The sequence below is a fragment of the Streptomyces sp. genome, assembly GCF_035644915.1.
GTDB lineage: Bacteria > Actinomycetota > Actinomycetes > Streptomycetales > Streptomycetaceae > Streptomyces.
In genome coordinates, this window is record NZ_DASQNP010000230.1 from 1 (window position 1) to 23,723 (window position 23,723).

At 73.5% G+C, this 23,723-nt stretch carries 20 protein-coding genes; 3 read left to right on the top strand and 17 right to left on the bottom strand.

The features are described from left to right. Window positions 1–24: 24 nt before the first annotated feature. From rplS to proS, 7 genes are all read right to left on the bottom strand, one after another. Window positions 25–384, bottom strand: a complete 360-nt coding sequence (gene rplS / locus VE546_RS24635) for a 50S ribosomal protein L19 (protein WP_324926007.1) — start codon at window positions 382–384, stop codon at window positions 25–27. A 134-nt stretch (window positions 385–518) separates the two neighbouring features. Next, the gene (gene trmD / locus VE546_RS24640; protein WP_324926009.1) at window positions 519–1,328 is read right to left on the bottom strand and encodes a tRNA (guanosine(37)-N1)-methyltransferase TrmD; all 810 of its coding nucleotides are present in this window, start codon (window positions 1,326–1,328) and stop codon (window positions 519–521) included. Continuing rightward, the gene (rimM, locus tag VE546_RS24645; RefSeq protein WP_324926011.1) at window positions 1,328–1,930 is read right to left on the bottom strand and encodes a ribosome maturation factor RimM; all 603 of its coding nucleotides are present in this window, start codon (window positions 1,928–1,930) and stop codon (window positions 1,328–1,330) included. The genes trmD and rimM overlap by 1 nt, the downstream gene beginning before the upstream one ends. Before the next feature lie 100 nt (window positions 1,931–2,030). Beyond that, complete coding sequence (locus VE546_RS24650; protein WP_324926013.1) at window positions 2,031–2,270, bottom strand: RNA-binding protein; 240 nt, start codon at window positions 2,268–2,270, stop codon at window positions 2,031–2,033. A 2-nt stretch (window positions 2,271–2,272) separates the two neighbouring features. Beyond that, window positions 2,273–2,710, bottom strand: coding sequence for a 30S ribosomal protein S16 (gene rpsP / locus VE546_RS24655; protein WP_324926015.1), 438 nt, complete (start codon window positions 2,708–2,710; stop codon window positions 2,273–2,275). Between the two features lie 205 nt (window positions 2,711–2,915). Next, entirely contained in the window at window positions 2,916–3,554 is a 639-nt protein-coding gene (locus tag VE546_RS24660) for a hypothetical protein (RefSeq protein ID WP_324926017.1), read from the bottom strand. A 145-nt stretch (window positions 3,555–3,699) separates the two neighbouring features. After that, window positions 3,700–5,115 carry a proline--tRNA ligase gene (gene proS / locus VE546_RS24665; protein WP_324926019.1) on the bottom strand — a complete coding sequence of 472 codons (1,416 nt, stop codon included), beginning with the start codon at window positions 5,113–5,115 and terminating at the stop codon, window positions 3,700–3,702. Between the two features lie 216 nt (window positions 5,116–5,331). Between proS and VE546_RS24670 the strand changes: the two genes are divergently transcribed. After that, window positions 5,332–6,141 (top strand): methyltransferase domain-containing protein, encoded by an 810-nt coding sequence (locus tag VE546_RS24670; RefSeq protein WP_324926021.1) that lies wholly within the window; start codon window positions 5,332–5,334, stop codon window positions 6,139–6,141. Between the two features lie 69 nt (window positions 6,142–6,210). Here VE546_RS24670 and ffh read toward each other — a convergent pair whose 3' ends face one another. From ffh to VE546_RS24695, 5 genes are all read right to left on the bottom strand, one after another. Further along, window positions 6,211–7,767 carry a signal recognition particle protein gene (gene ffh, locus VE546_RS24675; RefSeq protein ID WP_324926023.1) on the bottom strand — a complete coding sequence of 519 codons (1,557 nt, stop codon included), beginning with the start codon at window positions 7,765–7,767 and terminating at the stop codon, window positions 6,211–6,213. Window positions 7,768–7,840: 73 nt separating this feature from the next. After that, the gene (locus tag VE546_RS24680) at window positions 7,841–10,315 is read right to left on the bottom strand and encodes a [protein-PII] uridylyltransferase (RefSeq protein WP_324926025.1); all 2,475 of its coding nucleotides are present in this window, start codon (window positions 10,313–10,315) and stop codon (window positions 7,841–7,843) included. Between the two features lie 22 nt (window positions 10,316–10,337). After that, complete coding sequence (locus tag VE546_RS24685) at window positions 10,338–10,676, bottom strand: P-II family nitrogen regulator (protein ID WP_324926027.1); 339 nt, start codon at window positions 10,674–10,676, stop codon at window positions 10,338–10,340. Next, window positions 10,673–11,974, bottom strand: coding sequence for an ammonium transporter (locus tag VE546_RS24690; protein ID WP_324926029.1), 1,302 nt, complete (start codon window positions 11,972–11,974; stop codon window positions 10,673–10,675). The genes VE546_RS24685 and VE546_RS24690 overlap by 4 nt, the downstream gene beginning before the upstream one ends. Window positions 11,975–12,317: 343 nt before the next feature. Then, window positions 12,318–13,862, bottom strand: a complete 1,545-nt coding sequence (locus VE546_RS24695; protein ID WP_324926031.1) for a hypothetical protein — start codon at window positions 13,860–13,862, stop codon at window positions 12,318–12,320. Window positions 13,863–14,198: 336 nt separating this feature from the next. On the opposite strand from VE546_RS24695, the gene VE546_RS24700 reads away from it, so the two are divergent. After that, window positions 14,199–14,888 carry a bifunctional DNA primase/polymerase gene (locus tag VE546_RS24700; RefSeq protein WP_324926033.1) on the top strand — a complete coding sequence of 230 codons (690 nt, stop codon included), beginning with the start codon at window positions 14,199–14,201 and terminating at the stop codon, window positions 14,886–14,888. A gap of 69 nt (window positions 14,889–14,957) precedes the next feature. On the opposite strand, the gene ftsY is transcribed toward VE546_RS24700, so the two are convergent. The 5 genes from ftsY to VE546_RS24725 form a co-directional block, all read right to left on the bottom strand. Then, on the bottom strand, window positions 14,958–16,175 hold the full coding sequence (ftsY, locus tag VE546_RS24705) for a signal recognition particle-docking protein FtsY (protein ID WP_324926035.1): 1,218 nt from the start codon (window positions 16,173–16,175) through the stop codon (window positions 14,958–14,960). Window positions 16,176–16,364: 189 nt separating this feature from the next. Further along, entirely contained in the window at window positions 16,365–17,798 is a 1,434-nt protein-coding gene (locus tag VE546_RS24710; protein WP_324926037.1) for a sugar porter family MFS transporter, read from the bottom strand. 215 nt (window positions 17,799–18,013) lie between these two features. Further along, the gene (smc, locus tag VE546_RS24715; protein ID WP_324926040.1) at window positions 18,014–21,589 is read right to left on the bottom strand and encodes a chromosome segregation protein SMC; all 3,576 of its coding nucleotides are present in this window, start codon (window positions 21,587–21,589) and stop codon (window positions 18,014–18,016) included. Window positions 21,590–21,772: 183 nt separating this feature from the next. Then, the gene (locus VE546_RS24720) at window positions 21,773–21,982 is read right to left on the bottom strand and encodes a hypothetical protein (protein ID WP_324926042.1); all 210 of its coding nucleotides are present in this window, start codon (window positions 21,980–21,982) and stop codon (window positions 21,773–21,775) included. Between the two features lie 293 nt (window positions 21,983–22,275). Then, complete coding sequence (locus VE546_RS24725) at window positions 22,276–22,539, bottom strand: acylphosphatase (protein WP_324926046.1); 264 nt, start codon at window positions 22,537–22,539, stop codon at window positions 22,276–22,278. A gap of 246 nt (window positions 22,540–22,785) precedes the next feature. On the opposite strand from VE546_RS24725, the gene VE546_RS24730 reads away from it, so the two are divergent. Beyond that, window positions 22,786–23,721 (top strand): CAP domain-containing protein, encoded by a 936-nt coding sequence (locus tag VE546_RS24730; protein WP_324926044.1) that lies wholly within the window; start codon window positions 22,786–22,788, stop codon window positions 23,719–23,721. Window positions 23,722–23,723 lie beyond the last annotated feature (2 nt).

Genomic DNA, 23,723 nt, shown 5'->3' on the forward strand with positions numbered 1-23,723 from the left:
CGAGGCGGCCGGACGCCGGCCGGCTCAGCGCGCCGGGATGCTGTCGCGCTTCTCCTTGATCTTGGCGGCCTTGCCGCGCAGCGAGCGCAGGTAGTACAGCTTCGCCCGGCGGACGTCACCGCGGGTTACGACCTCGATCCGGTCGATGATCGGCGTGTGCAGCGGGAACGTGCGCTCCACGCCGACGCCGAAGCTGACCTTGCGGACGGTGAAGGTCTCGCGGACGCCCGAGCCCTGGCGGCGGATGACGACGCCCTTGAACTGCTGCACGCGGGAGCGGTTGCCCTCGATGACGCGCACGTGGACGTTGACGGTGTCGCCGGGGCGGAACTTGGGGATGTCGCTGCGCAGGGAGGCGGCGTCGACGCTGTCGAGCAGGTGCATGACGGTCTGCTTTCCTCGCCGATGCCACAGGTCATCGGCGGAACGTTCGTTGAGTGGGTCTTCGGAGAGCCACCGCGCCGGACGGGCGTCGGTCCCCCTGTGGCAGGGTCGCGCGCCGGGCGTGAGGCAGCGGCCTATTCTTCCACGTCTTCGGCGGTGCGCCCAAATCGGCCGTCCGGGCGCTCGGTCCAGCCCAGTTCCGCCAGGACCTTGCGGTCGTCGGCGTCCATGGCCGCGGGGTCGCAGCGCTCGATGAGGTCGGGCCGGTACTGCGCGGTGCGGCGGAAGGCCTGGTCGCGGCGCCAGCGGGCGATCCGCCCGTGGTGGCCGCTGAGCAGCACCTCGGGGATGCCCCGGCCGCGCCACAGCGGGGGTTTGGTGTAGACGGGGCCTTCGAGGAGGTCGGCCATGGCGCCGGGGGCGAAGGAGTCGTCGCGGTGGGACTCGGCGTTGCCCAGGACACCGGGCAGCAGCCGGGCGACGGCCTCGACCATGACCAGGACGGGTGCCTCGCCGCCGGCCAGGACGTAGTCGCCGATGGAGAGTTCGCGCACCTCAAGGCGTTCGCCGTATTCGTCGATGACGCGGCGGTCGATGCCCTCGTAGCGGGCGGGGGTGAAGACCAGCCAGGGCCTGTCCGCCAGGTCGACGGCCGTCTCCTGGGTGAACGGCCGGCCGCTGGGCGTGGGGACGACGAGGGTCGGTTCGCCCTCGCCCGAGGCGATGATCGCATCCAGCGCCTCGCCCCACGGCTCGGGCTTCATCACCATGCCGGGGCCGCCGCCGTAGGGGGTGTCGTCGACGGTGTTGTGCCGGTCGTGCGTCCACTGCCGCAGGTCGTGGACGCGTACGTCGAGCAGGCCGCGGGCGCGTGCCTTGCCGACGAGGGAGACGTTCAGCGGTTCCAGGTACTCGGGGAAGATCGTGACGATGTCGAGCCGCATCAGGCCTCTTTCCCGCCGTCGTTCCCGCCGTCGTTCCCGTTCCGGCCGCCGCTCCGGCCCTCGCCGCCGACGCGGGGGCCGGCGATCTCGGCCCGGTCGTCGAGGAGGCCCGGCGGCGGGTCGATGACCGCCCGCTGTCCGGCCAGGTCGATCTCCGGCACGATCTCGCCGACGAAGGGGACGAGCACCTCGCCGCCGTCGGTCTTCCGCACCACGAGCAGGTCCTGGTACGGCAGGTGGGCGATCTCCTCGATCCGGCCGACAACCGTTCCGTCGCGGGTGACGACGTCGAGGTCGACGAGCTGGTGGTCGTAGTACTCGTCGGGGTCCTCGGGCCGTTCCTCCGGGTCCACCTCGGCGATCAGCAGGGTGTTCCGCAGCGCCTCGGCGGCGGTGCGGTCGTTCACGCCCTCGAAGCGCAGCAGCAGCCGCCCGCTGTGGACGCGGCCGCTCGCGATGGTCAGCGGGCCGGCGGAGGCGGGGTCGGTGGCCAGGACCGCTCCCGGAGCCAGCCGCACCTCGGGCTCGTCCGTCCGCACCTCCACCGTGACCTCGCCCTTGATGCCGTGGGCACGGCCGATGCGTGCGACTACCAGCTGCACTGCTCGTAACTCCAGGTTCCCTCGGTCACCGGCACGGGCCGGGAGCGGCGGCGCCGCTCCCGGCCCGTGCCGGTGCTCTTGCTGTTGTCTGCCGCGGCCCTCAGCGGACCTGGTCCACGTCCACGAGGTCGACGCGGACGCCCCGGCCACCGAGGGCTCCCACGACGGTGCGCAGCGCGCGTGCGGTCCGGCCGTTGCGGCCGATCACCTTGCCGAGGTCGTCGGGGTGGACCCGGACCTCCAGCACGCGCCCGCGACGCAGGTTGCGGGCGGCGACCTGCACTTCGTCGGGGTGGTCGACGATGCCCCTCACCAGGTGGTCGAGGGCCTCCTCCAGCATGGTCACGCCTCGGTCGACTCGGCGGCGCCGGACTCGGCCTCGTCCGCCTTCTTGTCGGCCTTCTTCGCCTTCGGGGTGATGGCCTCACCCTTGGGCTCGTCCGCGGACTCCTTGGCGGCGGCCTCGAACAGGGCGCGCTTGTCGGCCTTGGGCTCGGGGAGCTTCATCGGCTCCGGGGCCGGCAGACCCTTGAACTTCTGCCAGTCGCCGGTGACCTTCAGGAGGGCCAGGACCGGCTCGGTCGGCTGTGCGCCGACGCCCAGCCAGTACTGGACGCGCTCCGAGTCGACCTCGATGCGCGAGGGGTTCTGCACCGGGTGGTACAGACCGATCTCCTCGATGGCCCGGCCGTCACGACGCGTACGGGAGTCGGCAACGATGATGCGGTAGTGAGGCGAACGGATCTTGCCCATTCGCTTCAGCTTGATCTTGACTGCCACGGCTGTGGTGTCTCCTGGTCTTGGCGTGGTGGGACACGGCGGGATGCCACGTGGGGTGGTGGTACCCGAGTGTCCGATGGACGCGTCAGCCGGAGGAGAGAGGGGTCCTGTGCGGCTGTCGAGTACAGCCGCCCATTGTGCCACACCTCGCCGGGGCAGCCGGTCTCCCCCCTGCTGCCCCCTGGCCTCCGGCCGGTGCCGTCGCTCATCCCACCGCGACCGCCTCCGGGATGCGGAACGGCTGGCCGCAGGCCCCGCACATGATCGGCGCCTGGGCCAGCACGGACGGGACGACGCGGACGTTGCGCCCGCAGTCGCAGACCGCCTTGACCCGTACGCCACCGCCCGACGAACCGTGCCGCGCGGCGGGCCCGCGGAAGGTACGGGAGGTGTCGGTGGCGGTGGCGGCGCTGTGGGCGCGCAGGGCGCGCTGCAGGCGTTCGATGGTGGGCCGGTAGCGCTTCCTGGTCTCGGGCTTCATGACGACCAGCGAGAAGCCGCTGCTGGGGTGCGGCTCGTCGGAGTGCTCCAGGCCCAGCTCCTCGGCGATCGCCAGGAAGCGGCGGTTGTGGTAGCGGCCGGCACGCGAGGTGTCCCGGACTCCGCGCGCGGCGGCGATCCCGTGGACTGCCTCGTGCAGCAGCCTTTCGAAGGAGAGTTCGGCGCCGCAGGCGGACGACGACTCCCCGATCAGCGATTCGGGCGCGGCCAGGTCGGGCAGCTCCGGGTGGTGCCGTTGAATGTCGGCCCACGCGAGCGCCAGTTCGGCGGCAAGAACAGGTGGTGTCGTGCTCACGTCGTGAACAACGAGCCAGAGTGTCCCGGTGTTCCGATTACGGGGCATCCCAAATAATTTGCACGTACCAGTCAGTTCGGGGTCGATGCGCCCCGACGAGGGCGGGTGCACCGTAATCCAGAAGGATCCGTCCTACCCGTCCCAAGCCGGGACGCACCGACCCGTCAGTAGGTGTCTCGGCGGGCGGGGTGTCTCAGTAGGCGCGGGCGACCACGGCCAAGGTACCCGGGGCGTCGTCGGACTCCGGCACCGACCCGTCCTCGCCCACCAGGCACCGCACCGAGACGGCCTGCTCGGCGAGCTTCGCCTCGCCCTCGGGGCCGAGGTCGGCCCACGGGATGCGGGCCCAGCCGCCGGCGGTGGCGGCCTCGGCCGCCTCCGCCACGGTCCGCACGTCCGCGGTACGGGCCTCGCGGCGCTCGCGGGACTGCCGCAGCAGCAGCGCCTGGTCCTCCTCCAGCGCCTTGGGGCACAGCTCGACGAGGGCGTCGACCGCCACGGACTCCTTGCCGCCGGGGATCCGGCGGGCCAGCATCGCGGTGCCGTTCTCCAGGTCGCGGGGACCGATCTCGATGCGCAGCGGCACGCCCTTGAGCTCCCAGTCCACCGCGCGGCGGCCGAAGGGGGTGTCGGTGCGGTCGTCCACCCGCACCCGGAGCCCGGCCGCCGTGAGCCGGTCACCGATCTCGCGGACCTTCGCCAGCACCGCGTCGTCGCCCTTGATCGCCAGGACGACGACCTGGACCGGCGCCAGGCGCGGCGGGACGCGCAGGCCGTTGTCGTCGCCGTGCATCATCACCAGGGCGCCGATCATCCGGGTGGTCGAGCCCCAGGAGGTCTGCCAGACGTACTCCCGCTCACCCTCCTTGGAGAGGTACCGGGTGTCGAACGCCTTGGCGAAGTTCTGGCCCAGCTCGTGGCTGGTGCCCATCTGGAGGGCCTTGCCGTCGCCCATCATGCCCTCCAGGGTGAGGGTGTTGATGGCGCCCGCGAAGCGCTCCTTGGGGGTCTTGCGGCCCAGTACGACGTCCATGGCCAGGACGTTCTCCATGAACTCGGCGTAGACGTGCCGGTGGATGCGGGCCGCGAAGTCCCGCGCCTCCTCGTAGGTGGCGTGGGCGGTGTGCCCCTCCTGCCACAGGAACTCACTCGTCCGCAGGAACAGCCGCGGACGCATTTCCCAGCGCACCACGTTGGCCCACTGGTTGATCAGCAGGGGCAGGTCGCGGTAGCTCTGCACCCACTTGGAGAAGTAGTCGTTGATGATCGTCTCGGAGGTCGGCCGGACCACGACCGGCTCCTCCAGCTCCTTGCCGCCGCCGTGCGTGACCACCGCCAGCTCGGGGGCGAAGCCCTCGACGTGCTCGGCTTCCTTGGTCAGGTAGGACTGCGGGATGAACAGGGGGAAGTAGGCGTTCTCCACGCCCTGGGCCTTGATGCGGGCGTCCATCTCCCGCTGCATCCGCTCCCAGAGGCCGTACCCGTACGGCCGGATGACCATGGTGCCGCGCACCGGTCCGTTGTCGGCCAGTTCGGCCTTGTTGATCACGTCCTGGTACCAGCGCGGGAAGTCGTCCGCCTGGGGGGTGAGCACGGGAGCCTTTGCCATGACGGGCATGTTACGGCGCCCTGCTGCGGATGCGTGAATCAGGTTGTCGGGGCACCGTAGGAGTGCGCGCGGGAGGCGCGGGCGAAACGCCCCGGCGCACCCTCTGGACTCGGGGACAGATGCGCAGTTCCCTGGCTTTCGGGGACAGGGAGCTCTCGGGGGACGAGACGGCGGCCGGACACCCGGCGATCCTTCCACCGGAATGGGGATGTTGCGATGGCAACGACGCTCGCACAGCGGCACCTCCCGCGGCCCGCCCGTGACTGGGCGGAGATTCAGGAACGGATGCTGGTTCCGCTCTACGAGGCGGTCTACGAGCGGTTCGAGGTCGGGCGGCACACGCACGTCCTGGGCCTCGGCTGCGGTTCGGGGCTGGCCCTGGTGCTGGCCGCGGCCCGCGGCGCCACCGTCACGGGAACGGACACCGACGAAGCACGCCTGGAACTGGCCCGGCAGCGGCTGCTGCCGGAGCCGCAGTGGGGCGCGCGGCACTGGACCGCGCGGGTGCTGCCCTGCGGGCCGGACGGCGGACCGGACCCGGCGGCGCTGCGCGAGGGCCCGCCGCCCAATCTGGTGACCGCCTTCGACACCCTGCCCGACGCCGCCGTGCTCGCCCGCGTGGCCGAGGCGACCGAGCGGGACACGCCGGTGGTGCTGGCCGGCTGGGGACCGGCCGAGCGCTGCGCCGCCGCCCCCGCGCTGCGGGTGGCCGAGCGGCTGGCCGAGCCGCAGCGGGCGGCGGGCCGGTGCTGGCGGCCGGGCGGCCGGGACGACCTGGAGGACCTGGCCCGGCGGGCCGGGCTGCGGCCGGACGGCTCCGGGCGGGTGGCGTGCCCCTTCGGCTACGCCGACCTGGACAGCGCGGTACGGGGGCTGCTGTCGACCGGGCTGTACGACGCGGCCGTCCGGGCGACGGACGCGGTGCAGGTCACCAAGGAGCTGACGGAGGCGCTGCGCCCCCATGTGCGGCCCGACGGCACGGTGTGGATGCAGAACCTGTTCCGCTACGTCGTCGCCATGACGTGACGGACGCGCCGCGGCGGACCGGTCCGGCGGGCCGCCCCGGCCGGTTCGTCCGGCCGGGGCGCCGGGACGTCACTTCGGCGGGAGCAGGTCCTTGAACTCCTGGGGCAGCTCGAAGTCCTCCGGTCCCTGCCCCGCTCCGGGCAGTCCGAAGGCGCCCGCCTGCCCGGCGGCGCGGCGCTGGGCCAGGGCCTGCTCCTCGGCCTTGCGCTTCATCGGGTTGCCCGAGCGCTGCTTGCCCTTGGCCTTCTTCTGCGGCTTGCCCTTCTTCCGCGGGCCGCCCATCCCCGGCATGCCCGGCATCCCGGGCATTCCCGGCATGCCGCCCTGGGCCATCCTGGACATCATCTTGCGGGCCTCGAAGAAGCGCTCCACGAGGTTCTTCACCGCGCTGACGTCCACGCCCGAGCCGCGGGCGATGCGCGCCCGCCGCGAGCCGTTGATGATCGTGGGGTCGTTGCGCTCGGCCGGGGTCATCGACTTGATGATCGCGGCGGTGCGGTCCACGTCGCGCTCGTCGATGCTGTTGATCTGGTCCCGCAACTGCCCCATGCCGGGCATCATCCCCAGCAGCTTGGAGATGGAGCCCATCTTGCGGACCTGCTCCATCTGGGACAGGAAGTCGTCGAGCGTGAACTCCTTGGGCCCCTTGGCCAGCTTGGCGGCCATCTTCTCGGCCTCTTGCCGGCTGAAGGTCTGCTCGGCCTTCTCGATGAGGCTGAGGACGTCGCCCATGCCCAGGATGCGGGACGCCATGCGGTCCGGGTGGAACGCGTCGAAGTCGTCCAGCTTCTCGCCGTTGGAGGCGAACATGATCTGGCGGCCGGTGACGTGCGCGATCGACAGGGCCGCGCCGCCGCGGGCGTCGCCGTCGAGCTTGGAGAGCACCACGCCGTCGAAGCCGACGCCGTCGCGGAAGGCCTCGGCGGTGTTGACCGCGTCCTGGCCGATCATGGCGTCGACGACGAAGAGGACCTCGTCGGGGCTGACCGCGTCGCGGATGTCGGCGGCCTGCCGCATCATCTCCTCGTCGATGCCCAGGCGTCCGGCGGTGTCGACGATGACCACGTCGTACTGCTTGGTCCTGGCGTACTCGATCGAGTCCCTGGCGACCTTGACCGGGTCACCGACGCCGTTGCCCGGCTCGGGCGCGTAGATCCCCACGCCCGCCCGTTCGGCGACGACGCTGAGCTGGTTGACGGCGTTGGGGCGCTGGAGGTCGCAGGCGACCAGCAGCGGGGCGTGCCCCTGGCCCTTGAGCCAGCGGCCCAGCTTGCCCGCCAGGGTCGTCTTGCCCGCGCCCTGCAGGCCGGCGAGCATGATCACCGTCGGCGGGTTCTTGGCGAACCGCAGGCGGCGGGTCTCGCCGCCGAGGATGCCGATCAGCTCCTCGTTGACGATCTTGATGACCTGCTGTGCGGGGTTGAGCGCCTTGGAGACCTCCGCGCCCAGGGCGCGCTCCTTGACCTGCTTGATGAAGGCCCGCACCACGGGCAGGGCGACGTCCGCCTCCAACAGGGCGATGCGGATTTCGCGCGCCGTGGCGTCGATGTCCGCCTCGCTCAGACGGCCCTTGCCCCTGAGGTTCTTGAACGTCGCCGTGAGGCGATCGGAGAGAGTGTCGAACACGTCGGTCGCGGATCCTTCGCGTTGGCGGTGACGGCGGTCGACCTCCAAGGGTATCCGGCCGCCCGTGGTGCGGTCAGCCGCCCAGGGCCCGCTCCAGGTCCCGGGCGAGGGCGGCGGCCTCTCCGGGCGGCAGCGGGGCGCCGCCGGGCCCGGTGACGTAGAAGGCGTCCACCGCGTTGCCGCCGAGCGTGCCGACGCGCGCGCTGCGCACGGTGACCCCGGCGTCCTCCAGCGCCCGTCCGATGCGGTACAGCAGCCCGGGGGCGTCCTGCGCGCGCACCTCGATCACCGTCGCCAGCCGCGATCCGGCCGGGGCGACCGTCACCCGCGGCGGCGGGGCGCCCGGGCCGGGGCGGCGGGCGCGGCGGTGGGCGCCGCGCTGGGCGGCCTCGCGCTCGGCGAGCCGGGCGGGGACGTCCAGGGAGCCCTCCAGGGCGCGCACCAGGTCGGCGCGGAGCCGCGCGGCCTGCGGCAGCGAGCCGTACTCGGCGGCGACCCGCCAGTTCAGCAGCAGCACGGTGCCCTCGCCGAGGGGGTCCACGGCGCGCAGGTCCGCCGCGCGGACGGTCAGCCGGTGCAGGGCCAGGACGCCGGCCACGGCCGGCAGGACGCCCATCGCGTACGCGTCCGGGGGGCCCGCCGGGGGACGGCGGCCGGGTGACGGGCGGGACGGCAGCGCGACGAGCAGTTCGACGCCGACGGGTTCCGGGCCGGCCGCGGGGTCGCCCGGCGGGGCGGCGGGCGCCTCGGTCCGGGTGCTCAGGGCCAGCACCGGTCCGCCGGTGCGCCACGCCTCGGCGGCGAGCCGTTCGGCCTCGACGCTGGGCCGGGGGGCGGCGGAGGGCTCGGCGCCGGCGTTCCCGCCCGCCAGCACCGCGCCGACCCGCTTGACCAGGTCGGCCACGAGCCCGGCGCGCCACGCCGACCAGGCGGCGGGGCCGGTGGCCAGGGCGTCGGCCTCGGTCAGCGCGTGCAGCAGTTCCAGGGTGCCGGTGTCGCCGACCGCCCCGGCCACCGCCTCGACGGTGGCCGGGTCGTCCAGGTCGCGCCGGGTGGCGGTCTCGACCAGCAGCAGGTGGTGGCGGACCAGGGTCGCCAGCGTCGCGGTGTCGGCGGCGTCGAAGCCCATCCGGGCGGCCAGGTCCCGGGTGACGGCCTCGCCCGTGACGCTGTGGTCGCCGGGCCGTCCCTTGCCGATGTCGTGCAGCAGCGCGGCGACGAGCAGCAGGTCGGGGCGGCGGACGCGGCGGAGGTGCGCGCGGGCCCGGACGGCGGTCTCGATCAGGTGGCGGTCCACCGTCCAGCGGTGCACCGGGTTGCGCTGCGGGCGGCAGCGCACCTGTTCCCAGTCGGGCAGCAGCGCGGTGATCAGCCCCTCGGCCTCCAGCGCCTCCCACACCCCCACGGCGGCCTCGCCCGCGCCGAGCAGGGTGACGAACTGCTCGCGGGCCTCGGCGGGCCAGGGCACCGGCAGCGGAGGCGCGGCGGAGGCCAGCCGCCGCACGGCGGGCCGTGCGAGCGGCACCCCGGCCCGGGCGGCGGCCGCGGCGGCGCGCAGCGGCAGGACGGGGTCGCGTTCGGGGCGTGCGGTGCGGGCGAGCACCGCCTCGCCGTCCTGCTCCACGACGTTCTCGGCGAGCGGCGTGCGGGGGCCCGGCCGGGCGGTGCGCGCGCTCAGCACCCGGCCGACCTCGCGCCAGGTGACGTCGCCGGCGTACGAGATCACCCGGGCCGCCTCGTACACCCGGCGCAGCAGCGCGTCGGCGTCCGGCAGCGCGAGGGCGTCCGCGACCTGGTCCTGGTCCTGGAGGGCGAGCCGGTCGGTGGCCCGGCCGGTGGCCAGGTGGAGGGCGTCGCGGACGTCGAGCAGGGTGCGGCGGGCCTCCTCCAGCCCCTCGCGGGGGGCGTCGGCCAGCCAGGAGGCGGCGACGGCGCGCAGGGCGGTGGCGTCGCGCAGCCCGCCGCGGGCCTCCTTGAGGTCGGGTTCGAGGAGGAAGCGCAGTTCGCCGTGGCGGCGGGCGCGGGCCTCGACCGTCTCGCGCAGGCCGGCCAGCCGCCGGGGGGCGTCGGCGCGCCACTGGGCGAGCAGGCGGGTGCGCAGGGCGGCGGTGAGTTCCGGGTCGCCGGCGATGTGCCGCGCGTCCAGCAGGCCGAGCTGCACCTTGAGGTCCTCGGCCGCGGCCTGCCGGGCCTCGTCGGGGGTGCGCACCGAGTGGTCGAGGGCGATCCCGAGGTCCCACACGGGGTACCAGACCCGGTCGGCGAGGGCGGCGACCTCTCCCAGGGAGCGCCCGGTGTGCAGGAGCAGCAGGTCGAGGTCGCTGCGCGGGGAGAGCTCCCCGCGGCCGTAGCCGCCGACGGCGACGAGCGCGATCCCCTCCCCCGGGTCGCCGAGCAGGCCGGTGAGCCAGGCGTCGGTGAGTTCGGCCAGGGCGGCGCGGCGCGACGGCCCGGACCGCCCCTCCTCGGTGAGGAGGCGCAGCCGGGCCGCCGCGTAGCCGCCGGGTTCCGGGAGGGCCGGGAGGTCCGGGGGGAGCGTCCCGGTCATGCGGCCTCCCGCTCCGGCCGGTTCACAGGGCGTCCGGGCCGCGTTCGCCGGTCCGGACCCGGACGGCGGTCTCGACGGGCATGCTCCAGACCTTGCCGTCGCCGATCTTCCCGGTGCGGGCGGCCTTGACGATCACCTCGATGAGCTGCTCGGCGTCGTCGTCCTCGACGAGCACCTCGATGCGGACCTTGGGCACCAGGTCGACGGTGTACTCCGCGCCGCGGTACACCTCGGTGTGGCCGCGCTGCCGCCCGTACCCGCTGGCCTCGGTGACGGTGAGGCCCTTGACGCCGAACGCCTGGAGCGCCTCCTTCACCTCGTCGACCCGGTGCGGCTTGATGACTGCGGTGATGAGCTTCACGCGTCCACCTTCGTGTCGGGCGACGGGACCGTCGCGCTGTCGTTGGGGCGGCCGGTCGTGCCGGCCGCCCCGGCCGTGCCGCGGGACGCGGGCGAGCCGCCCACCGCGCTGAAGTCGTACGCGGTCTCGGCGTGGTACGCCTGGTCCAGGCCGGCGGTCTCGTCGTCCTCGTCGGCCCGGAAGCCGATGGTGGCGTCGACCAGCTTGGCCAGGATCCAGGAGACCACGAAGGAGAAGGCCATGACCGAGAAGGCGCCGACGGCCTGCTTGCCGAACTGGGTGAGGCCGCCCACGCCGCCGGTGGCCAGGAAGCCGACCAGCAGGGTGCCGACGACGCCGCCGACGAGGTGGACGCCGACGACGTCCAGGGAGTCGTCGTAGCCGAGCTTGTACTTCAGGCTGACGGCCCAGGAGCAGACCGCCCCGGCGACCAGGCCGATGACGATCGCGCCGATGGCGCCCACGTGCGCGCCGGAGGGGGTGATGGCCACCAGGCCGGCGACGGCGCCGGAGGCGGCGCCCAGGGTGGTGAAGGCGCCGTGGCGGACGCGCTCGTAGGCCAGCCAGCCCAGGACGGCCGCGGCGGTGGCGACCTGCGTGTTCAGGGCCATGGTGGCGGCGGTGCCGTTGGCGGCCAGCGCGGAGCCGGCGTTGAAGCCGAACCAGCCGAACCACAGCAGGGCGGCGCCGAGGACCACCAGGGGGAGGTTGTGCGGGCGCATCGGCTCCTTCCCGAAGCCGATCCGCCGGCCGACCACCAGGACCGCGGCCAGTGCGCCGATGCCGGCGTTGATGTGGACGGCCGTACCGCCGGCGAAGTCGATGACCTCCAGCTCGAACAGCCAGCCGCCCGGGGACCAGACCCAGTGGGCGACGGGGAAGTAGACGACCGTGGCCCACAGGGCGATGAACAGGGCCCAGGCGCTGAACTTCACCCGGTCCGCCAGCGCGCCGCTCATCAGGGCGGGCGTCAGGATGGCGAACATCATCTGGAAGAGGACGAAGGCGAGGACCGGGATGCCCTCGTCACCGCCGGTCAGCGCCCCGGCGTCGATGCCGCTCAGGCCGATGTGGTCGAGGTTGCCGATCAGTCCCGCGGTGTCGGTGCCGAAGGCGAGCGAGTAGCCGTAGAGCACCCACAGGACGCTCACGATGCCCAGGGAGACGAAGGACATCATGAGCATGTTGAGGGTGCTCTTGACCCGGACCATGCCGCCGTAGAACAGGGCCAGACCGGGCGTCATCAACATGACCAGCGCCGCGCTGATCAGGACAAAAGCGGTATCCGCGCCGTTCAATGTGGGCGTCTCCTCGCGTCGCGACCCGTGGGGGCGGATCTGGGGGTCAGGATGAGCCACAGGTTTTCCGAGTCCCGTTTCGGTCGGCGCCACGCGGTGTTTCACCGCCGTGACGAAGGCGCGTTCCGTGTTACGCCGGGATGAACGCGCGCCCCCGGCGGGAACCGCCCCGTTCCGCTCCCCCGTTCCCGTTCGCGCAGGTGCCGCACCACGCCGGCCGGCCGTGACGGGCCGGTCCGGACGCCCACCTCCTCCGGACCGGCCGTCACGGCCGGACGACGCCCTGGAGACGACCGCGAAACGGCCGGGAACCGACCGGACAACGGCCGCCCCGCCGGGGCCGTCAGACGGCGAGGGCGATCCCGCTCTCCGGCAGCTCGCTGGTGAGCCGCTCGGTGAGGGCGACGACCTCGGCGACGTCCCCGAACTCGCGGGCCGCGGAGGCCACGGTCTTGCGGATGCGGGTGTTGACCCGCTCCGAGCGCAGGCGCTTGGCCACGTCCAGGGCCTGGCCGGCCAGGGCGGCGCACTGCTCCGGCTCCCGCTGCAGCAGGTGGACGGTGGCCATCCCGGCGAGGTTGAGCGCGTACGACCGCTGGTGGCCGCCGCCCTCCTCCCCGCACTCGCTGCCGAACAGCTCCACGGCCTTCTCCATCACCGGCTGCGCGAGGGAGGCGTAGGCGGGGCTGCGGCCCGCCACATAGGCGAGGTCGCGGTAGGAGTGGGCGTTCTCGGCGTTCAGTTCGGCCTCGGAGAAGAACGCGATCCAGTCCGGGTCGGCGTCACCGGGCCCGGCCTCGGCGAAGGTGTCCTCGGCCATCCGCACCGCCCGGTGGCACTTGTCGGGCCGTCCCATGTTGGCGTACGCGCGCGCCTCCATCGCATACAGCATGGACTGGGTGCGGGGGGTGGCTCCCTCCCGACTGCCGTACTGCGCGAGGTGGATCAGTTCCAGCGCGTCCTCGGGGCGGCCCAGGTGGATCATCTGGCGGCTCATGTTGGACAGCACGTAGGAGCCCAGGGGCCGGTCACCGGCCTCCTTGGCGGCGTGGAGGGCGAGGACGAAGTACTTCTGCGCGGTCGGCTGGAGCCCGATGTCGTAGCTCATCCAGCCCGCCAGCTCCGACAGTTCGGCGGTGACCTTGAACAACCGCCGCCGCACCGGCTCGGGGTAGGAGTCCTGGAGCAGGTCGGTGACCTCGTGGAGCTGGCCCACGACGGCCTTGCGCCGCAGCCCGCCGCCGCACTGGGCGTCCCAGGTGCGGAACATCACGACGGTCTGCTCCAGCAGCTCCAGTTCCGGGCCGGACAGCCGGGGGCCGCGCCGCGCGCCGCGGTCCCCGTCGGACGCCGCCGGGGCGTCCGTCTCCGGTGCCCCGGCGGGGGTGGGCACCAGCCAGCGCTGCATCGGCTCGATCAGGGCGGGCCCGGCGGCCATCGCCAGGGAGGTGCCCAGGAAGCCGCGGCGGGCCAGCATCAGGTCGCTGCGCGAGAACTCGCCGATCATCGCCACGGTCTGCGGCCCCGTCCAGGGCAGGTCGACGCCGCCGGCGGAGGCGGTCTGGCGGCCGGTGCGCAGCCCCAGGTCCTCGACGGCGACCACGCAGCCGAAGCGCTCGGAGAACAGCTCGGAGAGGATGCGCGGGATCGGCTCGCGCGGCTGCTCGCCGTCGAGCCAGCGGCGCACCCGGGAGGTGTCGGTGCTGATGTGGTGGGCGCCCAACTGGCGGGCGCGGCGGTTGACCTGCCGGGCCAGCTCGCCCTTGGACCAGCCGCTGCGCGCGAACCACGACGCGAGCTGTTCGTTCGGGCGCTTTCCAGCGGTACCGGTGCCGCCGCTGTTGCCGTTGCCGCCCACTGGAACGCCCCCATCCCGGCCCGTACGCATCCCCCCCGTCCGCACGCCGTCGGTCGGCGTGCCTCAGGCACGGGCACACGCCGGGCGTCTTCCTTGTGATTTCCGCCACCGTGTGAACCGAAAGTAATCCTACGATCACTGACGTGGCGAGTGAAATTGCAAAACCGCCACCATTCGCCACCCCTTCGGATGAACCCAAGTCCCGCTTACCACGGTTCACTTGACGCAGAGCGACTGCGACCGGGCGGGGCGATGCGTACAGAGGGCGCGCGCTGTTCGCCGTGCTCCCTCCGGCAGCCGCCGTCGCTCCCCGCGTCCGCGCGGCCGCTCCGTAACCAGCAGCACACGGGACCCGTTGGAGGGGGCATGGGCTTCACCATCGGCAGCATCCGCGAGATTCGGGAGCTCCGGGAGCTGCGGTCCGGCGCCCGGCGCCGCAACCGCGCCCCGGTGTGCACGGCCGTGGCCGAGTACACCGGCCTGTGGGGCTGGGACGTCGTCCCCGGCGCCCGCGCCGCGCGCGGCGGCGGCCGTACGGAGTGCTCCTGCGGGGCCGCCGACTGCCCCTCCCCCGGCGCCCACCCCCTCGACGAGTCGCTCCGGGTGCCGGCCGGCGCGACCCTGGACGAGGCCACCCGGGCGTGGGAGGGGGTGCCCGGCGCGGCGCTGCTGCTGCCGGTGGGCCGCGCCTTCGACGTCATCGAGGTCCCCGAGGCGGCCGGGCGCCGGGCACTGGGCCGGCTGGAGCGGATGGGGCTGCCGCTGGGGCCGGTCGCCGTCACCCCGCACGGCCGCATCTGGTTCCTCGTCGCCCCGGGGGCCGCCGCCAGGCTCCCCGAGCTGCTGTACCGGATGGGCTGGGACGACGCCGTGCCGGACCTGCGCGGCCTCGGCCCCGGCGCGTACATCACCGCCCCGCCCTCCGACCTGGGCGGGCTCGGCCCGGTCCGGTGGCTGCGGCCGCCCACCCTGGAGGGGGCGGGCCGTCCCCCGCAGGCCCGGCTCCTGCTGGGCACCCTGGCGTACGTCTGCCACCGCGAGCCGCCCCGCGGCTGAGCCCCGCGCCGGGCTCCCGCCCCGGACCGGCGGCCGCCGACGGTGGCCGCCGGTCGCCGCCGGCGGCCGTCAGTCGCCGATCAGGGCGTCCACGAACGCCTCCGGCTCGAACGGGGCCAGGTCGTCCGCGCCCTCTCCCAGGCCCACCAGCTTGACCGGGACCTTCAGCTCGCGCTGGACCGCGATGACGATGCCGCCCTTGGCCGTGCCGTCGAGCTTGGTGAGCACGATGCCGGTGATGTCCACGACCTCGGCGAAGACGCGGGCCTGGATCAGACCGTTCTGGCCGGTGGTGGCGTCCAGGACCAGCAGGACCTCGTCCACCGGCCCGTGCTTCTCCACCACCCGCTTGACCTTGCCCAGCTCGTCCATCAGGCCGGTCTTGGTGTGCAGCCGTCCCGCGGTGTCGATGAGGACGACGTCCGCGCTGGCGGCGATGCCCTCCTTGACCGCGTCGAAGGCGACCGACGCCGGGTCGCCGCCCTCGGGCCCGCGGACGGTGCGGGCGCCCACGCGCTCGCCCCAGGTCTGGAGCTGGTCGGCGGCGGCGGCGCGGAAGGTGTCGGCGGCGCCGAGCACGACCGACTTGCCGTCGGCGACCAGGACGCGGGCGAGCTTGCCGGTGGTGGTGGTCTTGCCGGTGCCGTTGACGCCGACGACCAGCACCACGCCCGGCCGCACCACGCCCTCGGAGGAGACGCCGCCCTCGGTGTGGACCGTGCGGTCCAGGTCGGTGCCCACCAGGGTCAGCAGTTCCTCGCGCAGCAGGCTGCGCAGTTCCTCGGGGGTGCGGGTGCCGAGCACCCGCACCCGCTCGCGCAGCCGCTCCACCAGCTCCTGGGTGGGGGCGACGCCGACGTCGGCGGTGAGCAGGGTGTCCTCGATCTCCTCCCAGGTGTCCTCGTCGAGGTGGTCGCGGGAGAGCAGGGTGAGCAGGCCGCGGCCCAGGGTGTTCTGGGAGCGCGACAGGCGCTCGCGCAGCCGCACCAGCCGCCCGGCGGTGGGGGCCGGCGTCTCGATCCCGGGTGCGGCGGGCGCCTCGGGCGCCTCGGGCGCGGCGGTGTCCGCCCGCGGCAGGTCGACCTCTTCGATGGTGCGGCGCGGCTCGTCGCGCGGGGTCTCCGCCTCCTCGCCGACCCTGGGTTCGGTCGGGGGTGCGGTGATGGTCGGAGGAGCGGAGCGGTCGAGCGGCGGCGTCTTCTTCTTCCGGACACCGGTGACCACGAGTCCGCCGATCGCGGCGACGGCGACCACGGCGATGACGACGACGAGAATGAGGATGTCCATGGTTCCCTTTAGAGTTACCTGCGTCACGGGCAGGACCTGTCCGTCGCAGAGCCGGTCGGGGCCGAGCGAGAACCCCCTCGGTGGAGGCGTCGCAACGGGTCCAGTATCGGCCACCGACTCATGCGCGTACCGCTCCGGCCCGGGGACGGGCCGGAGCGGTACGCGTGGCGGGGGACGGACGGCCGGGGATCAGCCCATCTCCTCCAGCGCCTTGCCCCGGGTCTCCGGCACCCACTTGAGGATGAACGGGATCGAGAGCACCGCGAAGACGGTGTAGATGACGTACGCGCCCGACAGGTTCCACTCCGACAGGCTGGGGAAGGTGACGGTGATCAGCCAGTTGGCCACCCACTGGGCGGCCGCGGCGACGCCGAGGGCGGCGGCGCGGATGCGGTTGGGGAACATCTCGCCGAGCATCACCCAGACCACCACGCCCCAGGAGAGGGCGAAGAACAGCACGAAGCAGTGCGCGGCGACCAGGGCGACGGCGCCCTGGGCGTCGGGCAGGGAGATGTCCTCGCCGGTGCCGGTGGTGTACGAGAACGCCCAGGCGGCGGCGCCGAGCGAGAGCGCCATGCCGGCGGAGCCGACCAGGGCCAGCGGCTTGCGGCCGACCCGGTCCACCAGGAGCATCGCGATCACCGTGCCGACGATGTTGATGATCGAGGTCGTGAAGGAGTAGAGGAACGAGCTCTCGGGGTCGATGCCGACCGACTGCCACAGCGAGGCGCTGTAGTAGAAGATCACGTTGATGCCGACAAGCTGCTGGAACAGCGACAGGCCGATCCCGACCCAGACGATCGGCAGCAGGCCGAACCGGCCGCCCAGCAGGTCGCGCAGGCTCGGCTTGTGCTCGCTGTGCATCCGCGACTCTATCTCGGCGATCTTGGCGTCCAGGTCGGTGTCCTCGGGCTCGACACCGGCGAGCACCGCGCGGGCCTCGTCCGTCCGGCCCTGGGCGATGAGGTGGCGCGGGGACTCGGGGATGCGCAGGGTCAGCAGTCCGTAGAGGAGGGCCGGCACGGCCGCGACGCCGAGCATGAGCTGCCACGCCTCGACGCCCAGCAGGTGCCCGCGCTGCTCGCCGTCGGCGAGGTTCAGCAGGCCCCAGTTGACGAGCTGGGAGATGGCGATGCCCAGCACGATCGCGGCCTGCTGGAAGGAGGCAAGCCGGCCGCGGTAGGCGGCCGGGGCGACCTCGGCGATGTAGGCGGGGGCGATCACGGAGGCCATGCCGATGGCGACGCCTCCCAGCACGCGCCACAGGGCCAGGTCCCACATGGTGAAGGGGAGCATGGAGCCGACGCTGCTGACGGTGAAGAGCACCGCCGCGATCTGCATCACCCGGATGCGGCCGAGGCGGTCGGCGAGCCGGCCGGCGGTGGCGGCGCCGACGGCCGCCCCGATCAGGGCGGCGGCGATGACCTGGGCGAGAGCGCCCGAGCCGATGGCGAACCGTTCCCGGATGCCCTCGACGGCGCCGTTGATCACGGAGCTGTCGTAGCCGAAGAGGAAACCACCCATCGCCGCGGAGGCGGCAATGAAGACGACGTGCCTGAGGTCCTGGCGCCGTCCGCCCGGGGCGTCCGGGGCGTCCGGCCTCACCTGCGCGGTGCTGGTCACGGTGTAGTACTCCTGCGCTGCCCGGCGACGGTGCCGGGTGGGGGGCTGTGCCTTCCACGGGCATGCCACATGGAGCACCACCCTGTGAAGGCAAAAATGACTTTGCAGAGACTATGCCTTCAAGTTTCTAAGTCAACAGGTGGGGCGCAGTAAAAGCTGGGCCAAGTTGTGAATGCTTACCTTTGGGATGTGAAGCGAGCATGGAGCGGAAAGGCTCAGCGGAGCCGCTGACTGACGACTTTTGACACCCCGTCACCCTGCATCGAGACGCCGTACAGCGCGTCCGCGACCTCCATGGTCCGCTTCTGGTGGGTGATCACGATGAGCTGGGAGTTCTCCCTCAGCTCCTTCATGATCCCGATCAGCCGCTGGAGGTTGGTGTCGTCCAGGGCCGCCTCGACCTCGTCCATGACGTAGAACGGGCTGGGCCGCGCCTTGAAGATCGACACCAGCAGCGCCACCGCCGTCAGCGAGCGCTCCCCGCCCGACAGCAGCGACAGCCGTTTGACCTTCTTGCCCGGCGGGCGGGCCTCGACGTCCACGCCCGTGGTGAGCATGTCGTCCGGGTCGGTGAGGACCAGCCGCCCCTCCCCGCCCGGGAAGAGCCGTGCGAAGACGCCCTCGAACTCGCGGGCCGTGTCGTGGTAGGCCTCCGTGAAGACCTGCTCGACGCGCTCGTCCACCTCCTTGACGACCTGCAGGAGGTCGGCCCGGGTCTTCTTCAGGTCCTCCAGTTGCTCGCTGAGGAACCGGTGCCGTTCCTCCAGCGCCGCGTACTCCTCCAGGGCCAGCGGGTTGACCTTGCCGAGCTGCTGGTAGGCGCGCTCGGCCGCCCGCAGCCGCTTCTCCTGCTCGGCGCGGACGAACGGGACCGGCCGGTTGCGCGGGTGGTCGGGGTCCTCGGGCAGCTTCTCGCCCTCGGCGGGCGGGGACGGCGGCACGGGCTGGTCGGGGCCGTACTCGCGGATCAGCACGGTCGGCTCCACGCCCAGCTCCTCCAGGGCCTTGGTCTCCAACTGCTCGATCCGCAGCCGCTTCTCGGCCCCCAGCACCTCGCCGCGGTGCACGGAGTCGGTGAGCTTGTCCAGCTCCTCCTTCAGCTCCCGGCCCCGGTTGCGCTCCGCGACCAGCTCCCGCTCGCGCTCGGCCTTCGCCCGCTCGGCGGCCTCCCGCTCCTCCCGGGCCCGGGCCAGCGACACCTCCACGTGCGCCAGCAACTGCCGGGCGCCGGAGGCGACGGCCGCGGCGACCTCGGCCTCGTACCGCAGCCGGGCCCGCCGCCGTTCGGCCCGCGCCCGCGCCTCGCGTTCGGCGCGCGCCGCCCGGTCCAGCGCGTCCGCCCGTCCCGCGAGCCCCTTGACGCGCTCCTCGTGCGTACGGACCTGGAGGCGGGCCTCCATCTCCGTCTGCCGGGCGTTGGCGCCGTCGGCCGCCAGCCGGTCCCGCACGGAGGTGTCCGGTTCCTCCTCGCCCGGCTGCTCCTCGGCCACCGCCAGCCGCTCGGCCAGCACCTCGGCCTCCTCCCGCGCCCGTGCCAGCGCCTCCTCGGCCCGGGCGACGGCCGCCGCCGCGCGCTCGGCCTCGCCGGCCGCGGCCCGCGCCTGTCCTCCCAGCCGCCCCAGCCGTCCGGCGACCTGCGACTTCTCCCGCTCCGCGGCGCTGCGCCGCGCTCCCAGCTCCTCGACCCGGGCGGCGCACTCGCGCCGGCGCTCGCGGGCCCGGTCCCGCCGGACGGTCAGCTCCTCGCACCGGCCGTCCAGCTCCGCCAGTTCGGCGGCGGCCTCGTCCACCGACGCCTGCACCTCCAGCAGCGACGGCGCCCCCGCGGAGCCGCCCTGCGCGACGTGGGCGCCGAGCAGGTCGCCGTCGGCGGTGACGGCGGTCACCTCCGGGTGGGCCGTCACCAGCTCCACCGCGTCCTGGAGGGTGCCGACCACCGCGGTGCGGTGCAGCAGCCGCCGCACCGCGGGCATCAGGGCCTCCGGGCCCGTCACCAGGTCCGCCGCCCACCGCGCCCCGGGCACGTCCGGCACCTCCCGACCACCGCCGGTTCCCGGGTCGGGCGCGCCGCCCAGGAGCAGCGCCGCGCGGCCCGCGTCGTGCTTGCGCAGCAGGCGCAGGGCGTCGGCCGCCGTGGCGGGGCCGTCCACGGCGACGGCGTCCGCCGCGGCGCCCAGGGCGGCGGCGACCGGGACCTCGAAGCCCGGGGCGACGGTGAGGAGTCCGGCGGCCGGGCCGAGCAGGCCGGTGAGCCGGTCCCGGGCGCCGAGCAGCACACCGGTGCCGTCCTTGCGGCGCAGCCCCAGGGCCAGGGCGTCGCGGCGGGCGGCGGTCGCCGCGCGTTCGCGCTCGGCCGCGGTCAGCGCCTCGCGGGCCTCGGCCAGCGCCGCCTCGGCCTCGGCCAGCTCCCGCCTGGCCGCCTCGTGCTCCCCGGCCAGCTCCACGTCGTCCGCGTCCAGGCCCTCCACCTCGGCCCGCAGCGCCTCGTACTCCTCCTGGGCCGCCGCCGCGCGCTCCCGCGCCTCGTCCCGCGCGACGACCAGCCGGTCGATCTCGGCCTGGGCGGAGGCGGCACGGCCGCGGGCCGCGGTGACCTGGCCCTGGAGCCGGGCGAGCCCCTCGCGGCGGTCGGCGATGGCGCGGGCGGCGTCCTTGAGCCGCCGCTCCTCCTCGGCCAGCCGCCGCTCCAGCTCGGCACGGTGCGCGACGGTGTCCTCCAGCGCCCTGGCGGCCGCCTCCAGCGCGGCGGTGAGCTCCGCCTCCTGCTCGCGGATCCGGGCGGCCTCGCGCTCCATGTCCTCCGGATCGCGGCCCCGGCGCTCCTCGACGGGCTCGTCGGCGGCGCTCCTGACCCGGGCCTCGGCCAGGCTCACGGTGCCGCGCACCCGCTCGGCGAGCTGCGACAGCTCGTACCAGGTCTGCTGCGCCCGCTCCAGCCGCGGCGTGAGGTCCCTCACCTGCTGTTCCAGCTCGGCCTCGCGGCGCAGCGCCTCCCTGAGCTCGCCCTCCACCGCCTCCTTGCGCTCCTTGAGCGCGGCCTCGTCGGCGAGTTCGGCCTTCAGCGCGGCACGCAGGGTGACCAGGTCGTCGGCGAGGAGCCGCAGCCGGGCGTCGCGCAGGTCGGCCTGGATCACCGCGGCCCGGCGGGCGACGGCCGCCTGCCGTCCCAGCGGCTTGAGCTGGCGGCGCAGCTCGTCGGTCAGGTCCTGGACGCGGGCGAGGTTGGCCTGCATCGCGTCCAGTTTCCGCAGCGCCTTCTCCTTGCGCTTGCGGTGCTTGAGGACGCCGGCCGCCTCCTCGATGAAGGCGCGGCGGCCGGCCGGGTCGGCGTGCAGGACGGAGTCGAGCTGCCCCTGCCCGACGATGACGTGCATCTCGCGGCCGATGCCGGAGTCGGAGAGCAGTTCCTGGATGTCCAGCAGCCGGCAGGTGTCGCCGTTGATCTGGTACTCGCTGCCGCCGTTGCGGAACATGATCCGCGTGATGGTGACCTCGGAGTACTCGATGGGCAGCGCGCCGTCGGAATTGTCGATGGTGAGGGAGACCTCGGCGCGGCCGAGCGGGGGGCGGCCGGAGGGACCGGCGGTCCCGGCGAAGATGACGTCCTCCATCTTGCCGCCGCGCAGCGATTTGGCACCCTGCTCGCCCATCACCCAGGAAAGCGCGTCCACCACATTGGACTTGCCGGAGCCGTTGGGACCCACCACACAGGTGATGCCGGGCTCGAACCGCAGCGTCGTGGCCGAGGCGAAGGACTTGAACCCGCGCAGGGTCAGGCTCTTGAGGTGCACGTTCCGGACTTTACTCCCAGGCGCCGGATTCACGACCGAAGCGAGTTTCACCGCTGAACGGGTGGGGCACATCACACGGTAAGCGCCACCCCTGCGGGCCGAAAACGACGAAGGGACGCCGAAGCGTCCCTTGCACTTTTCACCAGCGGTATGGCGCTGCGGTTTCCTGTCCCGGCAGGCCGGTCAGGTGAGCGCAGGCTCCGCCTTGGATACGTCCATGCTGTCCAGCAGCGAGTCGCTGTGCCGTGCGGCGGCAGCCGACAGCGCGTCGTTCTCGGCCTGGATCCGTACGAGCTCGGATTCCAGGTCCTGAACACGCTGCTGCAGCCGTCGCATCTCGGCGAGGACTCGGGGGTCGGAACCGCCGACGTAACCGAGAAGCGCCTTTGCCATGATGGATGGTCCTCCACACTGAGTGACCGACCTGAACGGTGGTGGGTCGTGAGGGATTCGCTCCCGCGGTCCCTGTTGCGCCTTCATTCCCAAGGCCGAACAGTTGCGGGGCGCGGGGCTTCCAGCGTCTCACCAAAAGTTTTTACGGTCAACACGATCACGGCGCGCGCCCCGGCGGCCTTGACTCAACGGCACTCAACCTCGCTTGAGTTACCGGAGGGCTCGCAGGGGTCCTGGAGATCACCGATAGCCGCAGCCTTGCACGTCACACGGGGAAAGGCAACCGGTTTCGATCAACGGACCGAGAAGCCCCGGTACTCCCCGCGCGGAGTGCCCCAGATCTCGGTCACACCGTCCACCCGGCCCGGCGTATCACCCGTACGAAGCCACTCCAGCAGTTGCTCGCAGCGGTCCCGCGGTCCCTCGGCGACCACCTGGACCCGGCCGTCGTCGAGGTTGAGGGCGAAACCGTCCAGCCCGCCGATCCGCAGCGCGTTGGCCCGCGTGTACCAGCGGAAACCGACCCCCTGCACCTGCCCGCGCACCCAGGCCGTCATCCGCGCGGGCTCCCCCGCCCCTCCGGCCGGTCCGCTCCCCTTCTCCCCCGTGTCGTCGGTCCTCGCACCCATGGCACGCACGCTATCCGGACGCGGGCCGTTCCGGCGCCGCCTCACGCGCCCCTTCTTTGTGCTGTTTCCTCCGTCGGCACCTCCGTTCCGGATGGATGCCGTACAGTCACGCGACAACGATTCTCACTCGTTCGAGTGAAACAAGTGACGCCGATCACGTGAGGACTGCACCAGATGGGACGCCACCGCCGCGCCAAACCAGTTCCCGCACCGGCCCCCGTCACCCCGGCACCCGACACGGCGGGCGGACGCCATCGCAGTCCGCACCGCAGACGGAGCGCGGCTCCGGTCCGCACCGGGCTCCTCGGCGCCTCGGCGGCGATGGCGATGGGCGCCGTGGCGGTGGCCTCCGGGCTGATCCCGGGCCCGAACGGCAACTACACCATCGGTGGCCCCGCCGATTCCTCCGGGGTGCGCGCCGGGAGCCTGCCGGAGCTGCAGACCCAGGGCGCCGCCACGCCGTCCCCGGACGACCGCGGGCAGGGGCCCGCCGCGAGCCGCGGTGACGACCGCGGCGCCTCACCCAGCGCCACCCCCTCGCGCAGCTCCGCCAAGCCGGAGGCGACACCGTCGAAGAAGCCGGCCGAGCCGGACCCGTCGCGCAGCAGCGCCACGCCTCCGGCCGGCGGCACCGACACCTCCCGGACGCCCTCCGCCCAGGCCCCCAGGACGCCGAGCCAGTCCCCCTCCCGGAAGCCCGCGGCCCCGAGCGCCCCCTCCTCCCTCGACGCGGAGACGGCCGCCGAGGCGGAGGTGCTGAGGCTGGTCAACATCGAGCGGGCCAAGGCCGGCTGCCGCCCGGTCACCGCCGACCCCGCCCTGGCCGAGCTGGCCGGGGAGTTCAGCGAGGCCATGGCCGACCAGGGCTTCTTCTCCCACACCAGCCCCAACGGCGACACCCCCTGGGACCGTGCCGAGGCGGCGGGCATCAGCAACCTCGGCGGCGAGAACATAGCCCGCGGCCAGGCCAACGCCCAGTCGGTGATGGACGCCTGGATGGACAGCCCCGGCCACCGCGCCAACATCCTCAACTGCGACTACCGGACCCTGGGCGTGGGCGCGCACTTCGCCGAGGGCGGCCCGTGGTGGACGCAGAACTTCGGCTTCTGAGA

Excerpts from the sequence above, each read along its gene's own strand:
- rplS (WP_324926007.1), bottom strand. The coding sequence starts at position 384 with ATGCACCTGCTCGACAGCGTCGACGCCGCCTCCCTGCGCAGCGACATC.
- trmD (WP_324926009.1), bottom strand. The coding sequence starts at position 1,328 with ATGCGGCTCGACATCGTCACGATCTTCCCCGAGTACCTGGAACCGCTG.
- VE546_RS24650 (WP_324926013.1), bottom strand. The coding sequence starts at position 2,270 with ATGCTGGAGGAGGCCCTCGACCACCTGGTGAGGGGCATCGTCGACCAC.
- VE546_RS24660 (WP_324926017.1), bottom strand. The coding sequence starts at position 3,554 with ATGCCCCGTAATCGGAACACCGGGACACTCTGGCTCGTTGTTCACGAC.
- proS (WP_324926019.1), bottom strand. The coding sequence starts at position 5,115 with ATGGCAAAGGCTCCCGTGCTCACCCCCCAGGCGGACGACTTCCCGCGC.
- VE546_RS24670 (WP_324926021.1), top strand. The coding sequence starts at position 5,332 with ATGGCAACGACGCTCGCACAGCGGCACCTCCCGCGGCCCGCCCGTGAC.
- VE546_RS24680 (WP_324926025.1), bottom strand. The coding sequence starts at position 10,315 with ATGACCGGGACGCTCCCCCCGGACCTCCCGGCCCTCCCGGAACCCGGC.
- VE546_RS24695 (WP_324926031.1), bottom strand. The coding sequence starts at position 13,862 with ATGCGTACGGGCCGGGATGGGGGCGTTCCAGTGGGCGGCAACGGCAAC.
- VE546_RS24700 (WP_324926033.1), top strand. The coding sequence starts at position 14,199 with ATGGGCTTCACCATCGGCAGCATCCGCGAGATTCGGGAGCTCCGGGAG.
- ftsY (WP_324926035.1), bottom strand. The coding sequence starts at position 16,175 with ATGGACATCCTCATTCTCGTCGTCGTCATCGCCGTGGTCGCCGTCGCC.
- VE546_RS24720 (WP_324926042.1), bottom strand. The coding sequence starts at position 21,982 with ATGGCAAAGGCGCTTCTCGGTTACGTCGGCGGTTCCGACCCCCGAGTC.
- VE546_RS24725 (WP_324926046.1), bottom strand. The coding sequence starts at position 22,539 with ATGACGGCCTGGGTGCGCGGGCAGGTGCAGGGGGTCGGTTTCCGCTGG.
- VE546_RS24730 (WP_324926044.1), top strand. The coding sequence starts at position 22,786 with ATGGGACGCCACCGCCGCGCCAAACCAGTTCCCGCACCGGCCCCCGTC.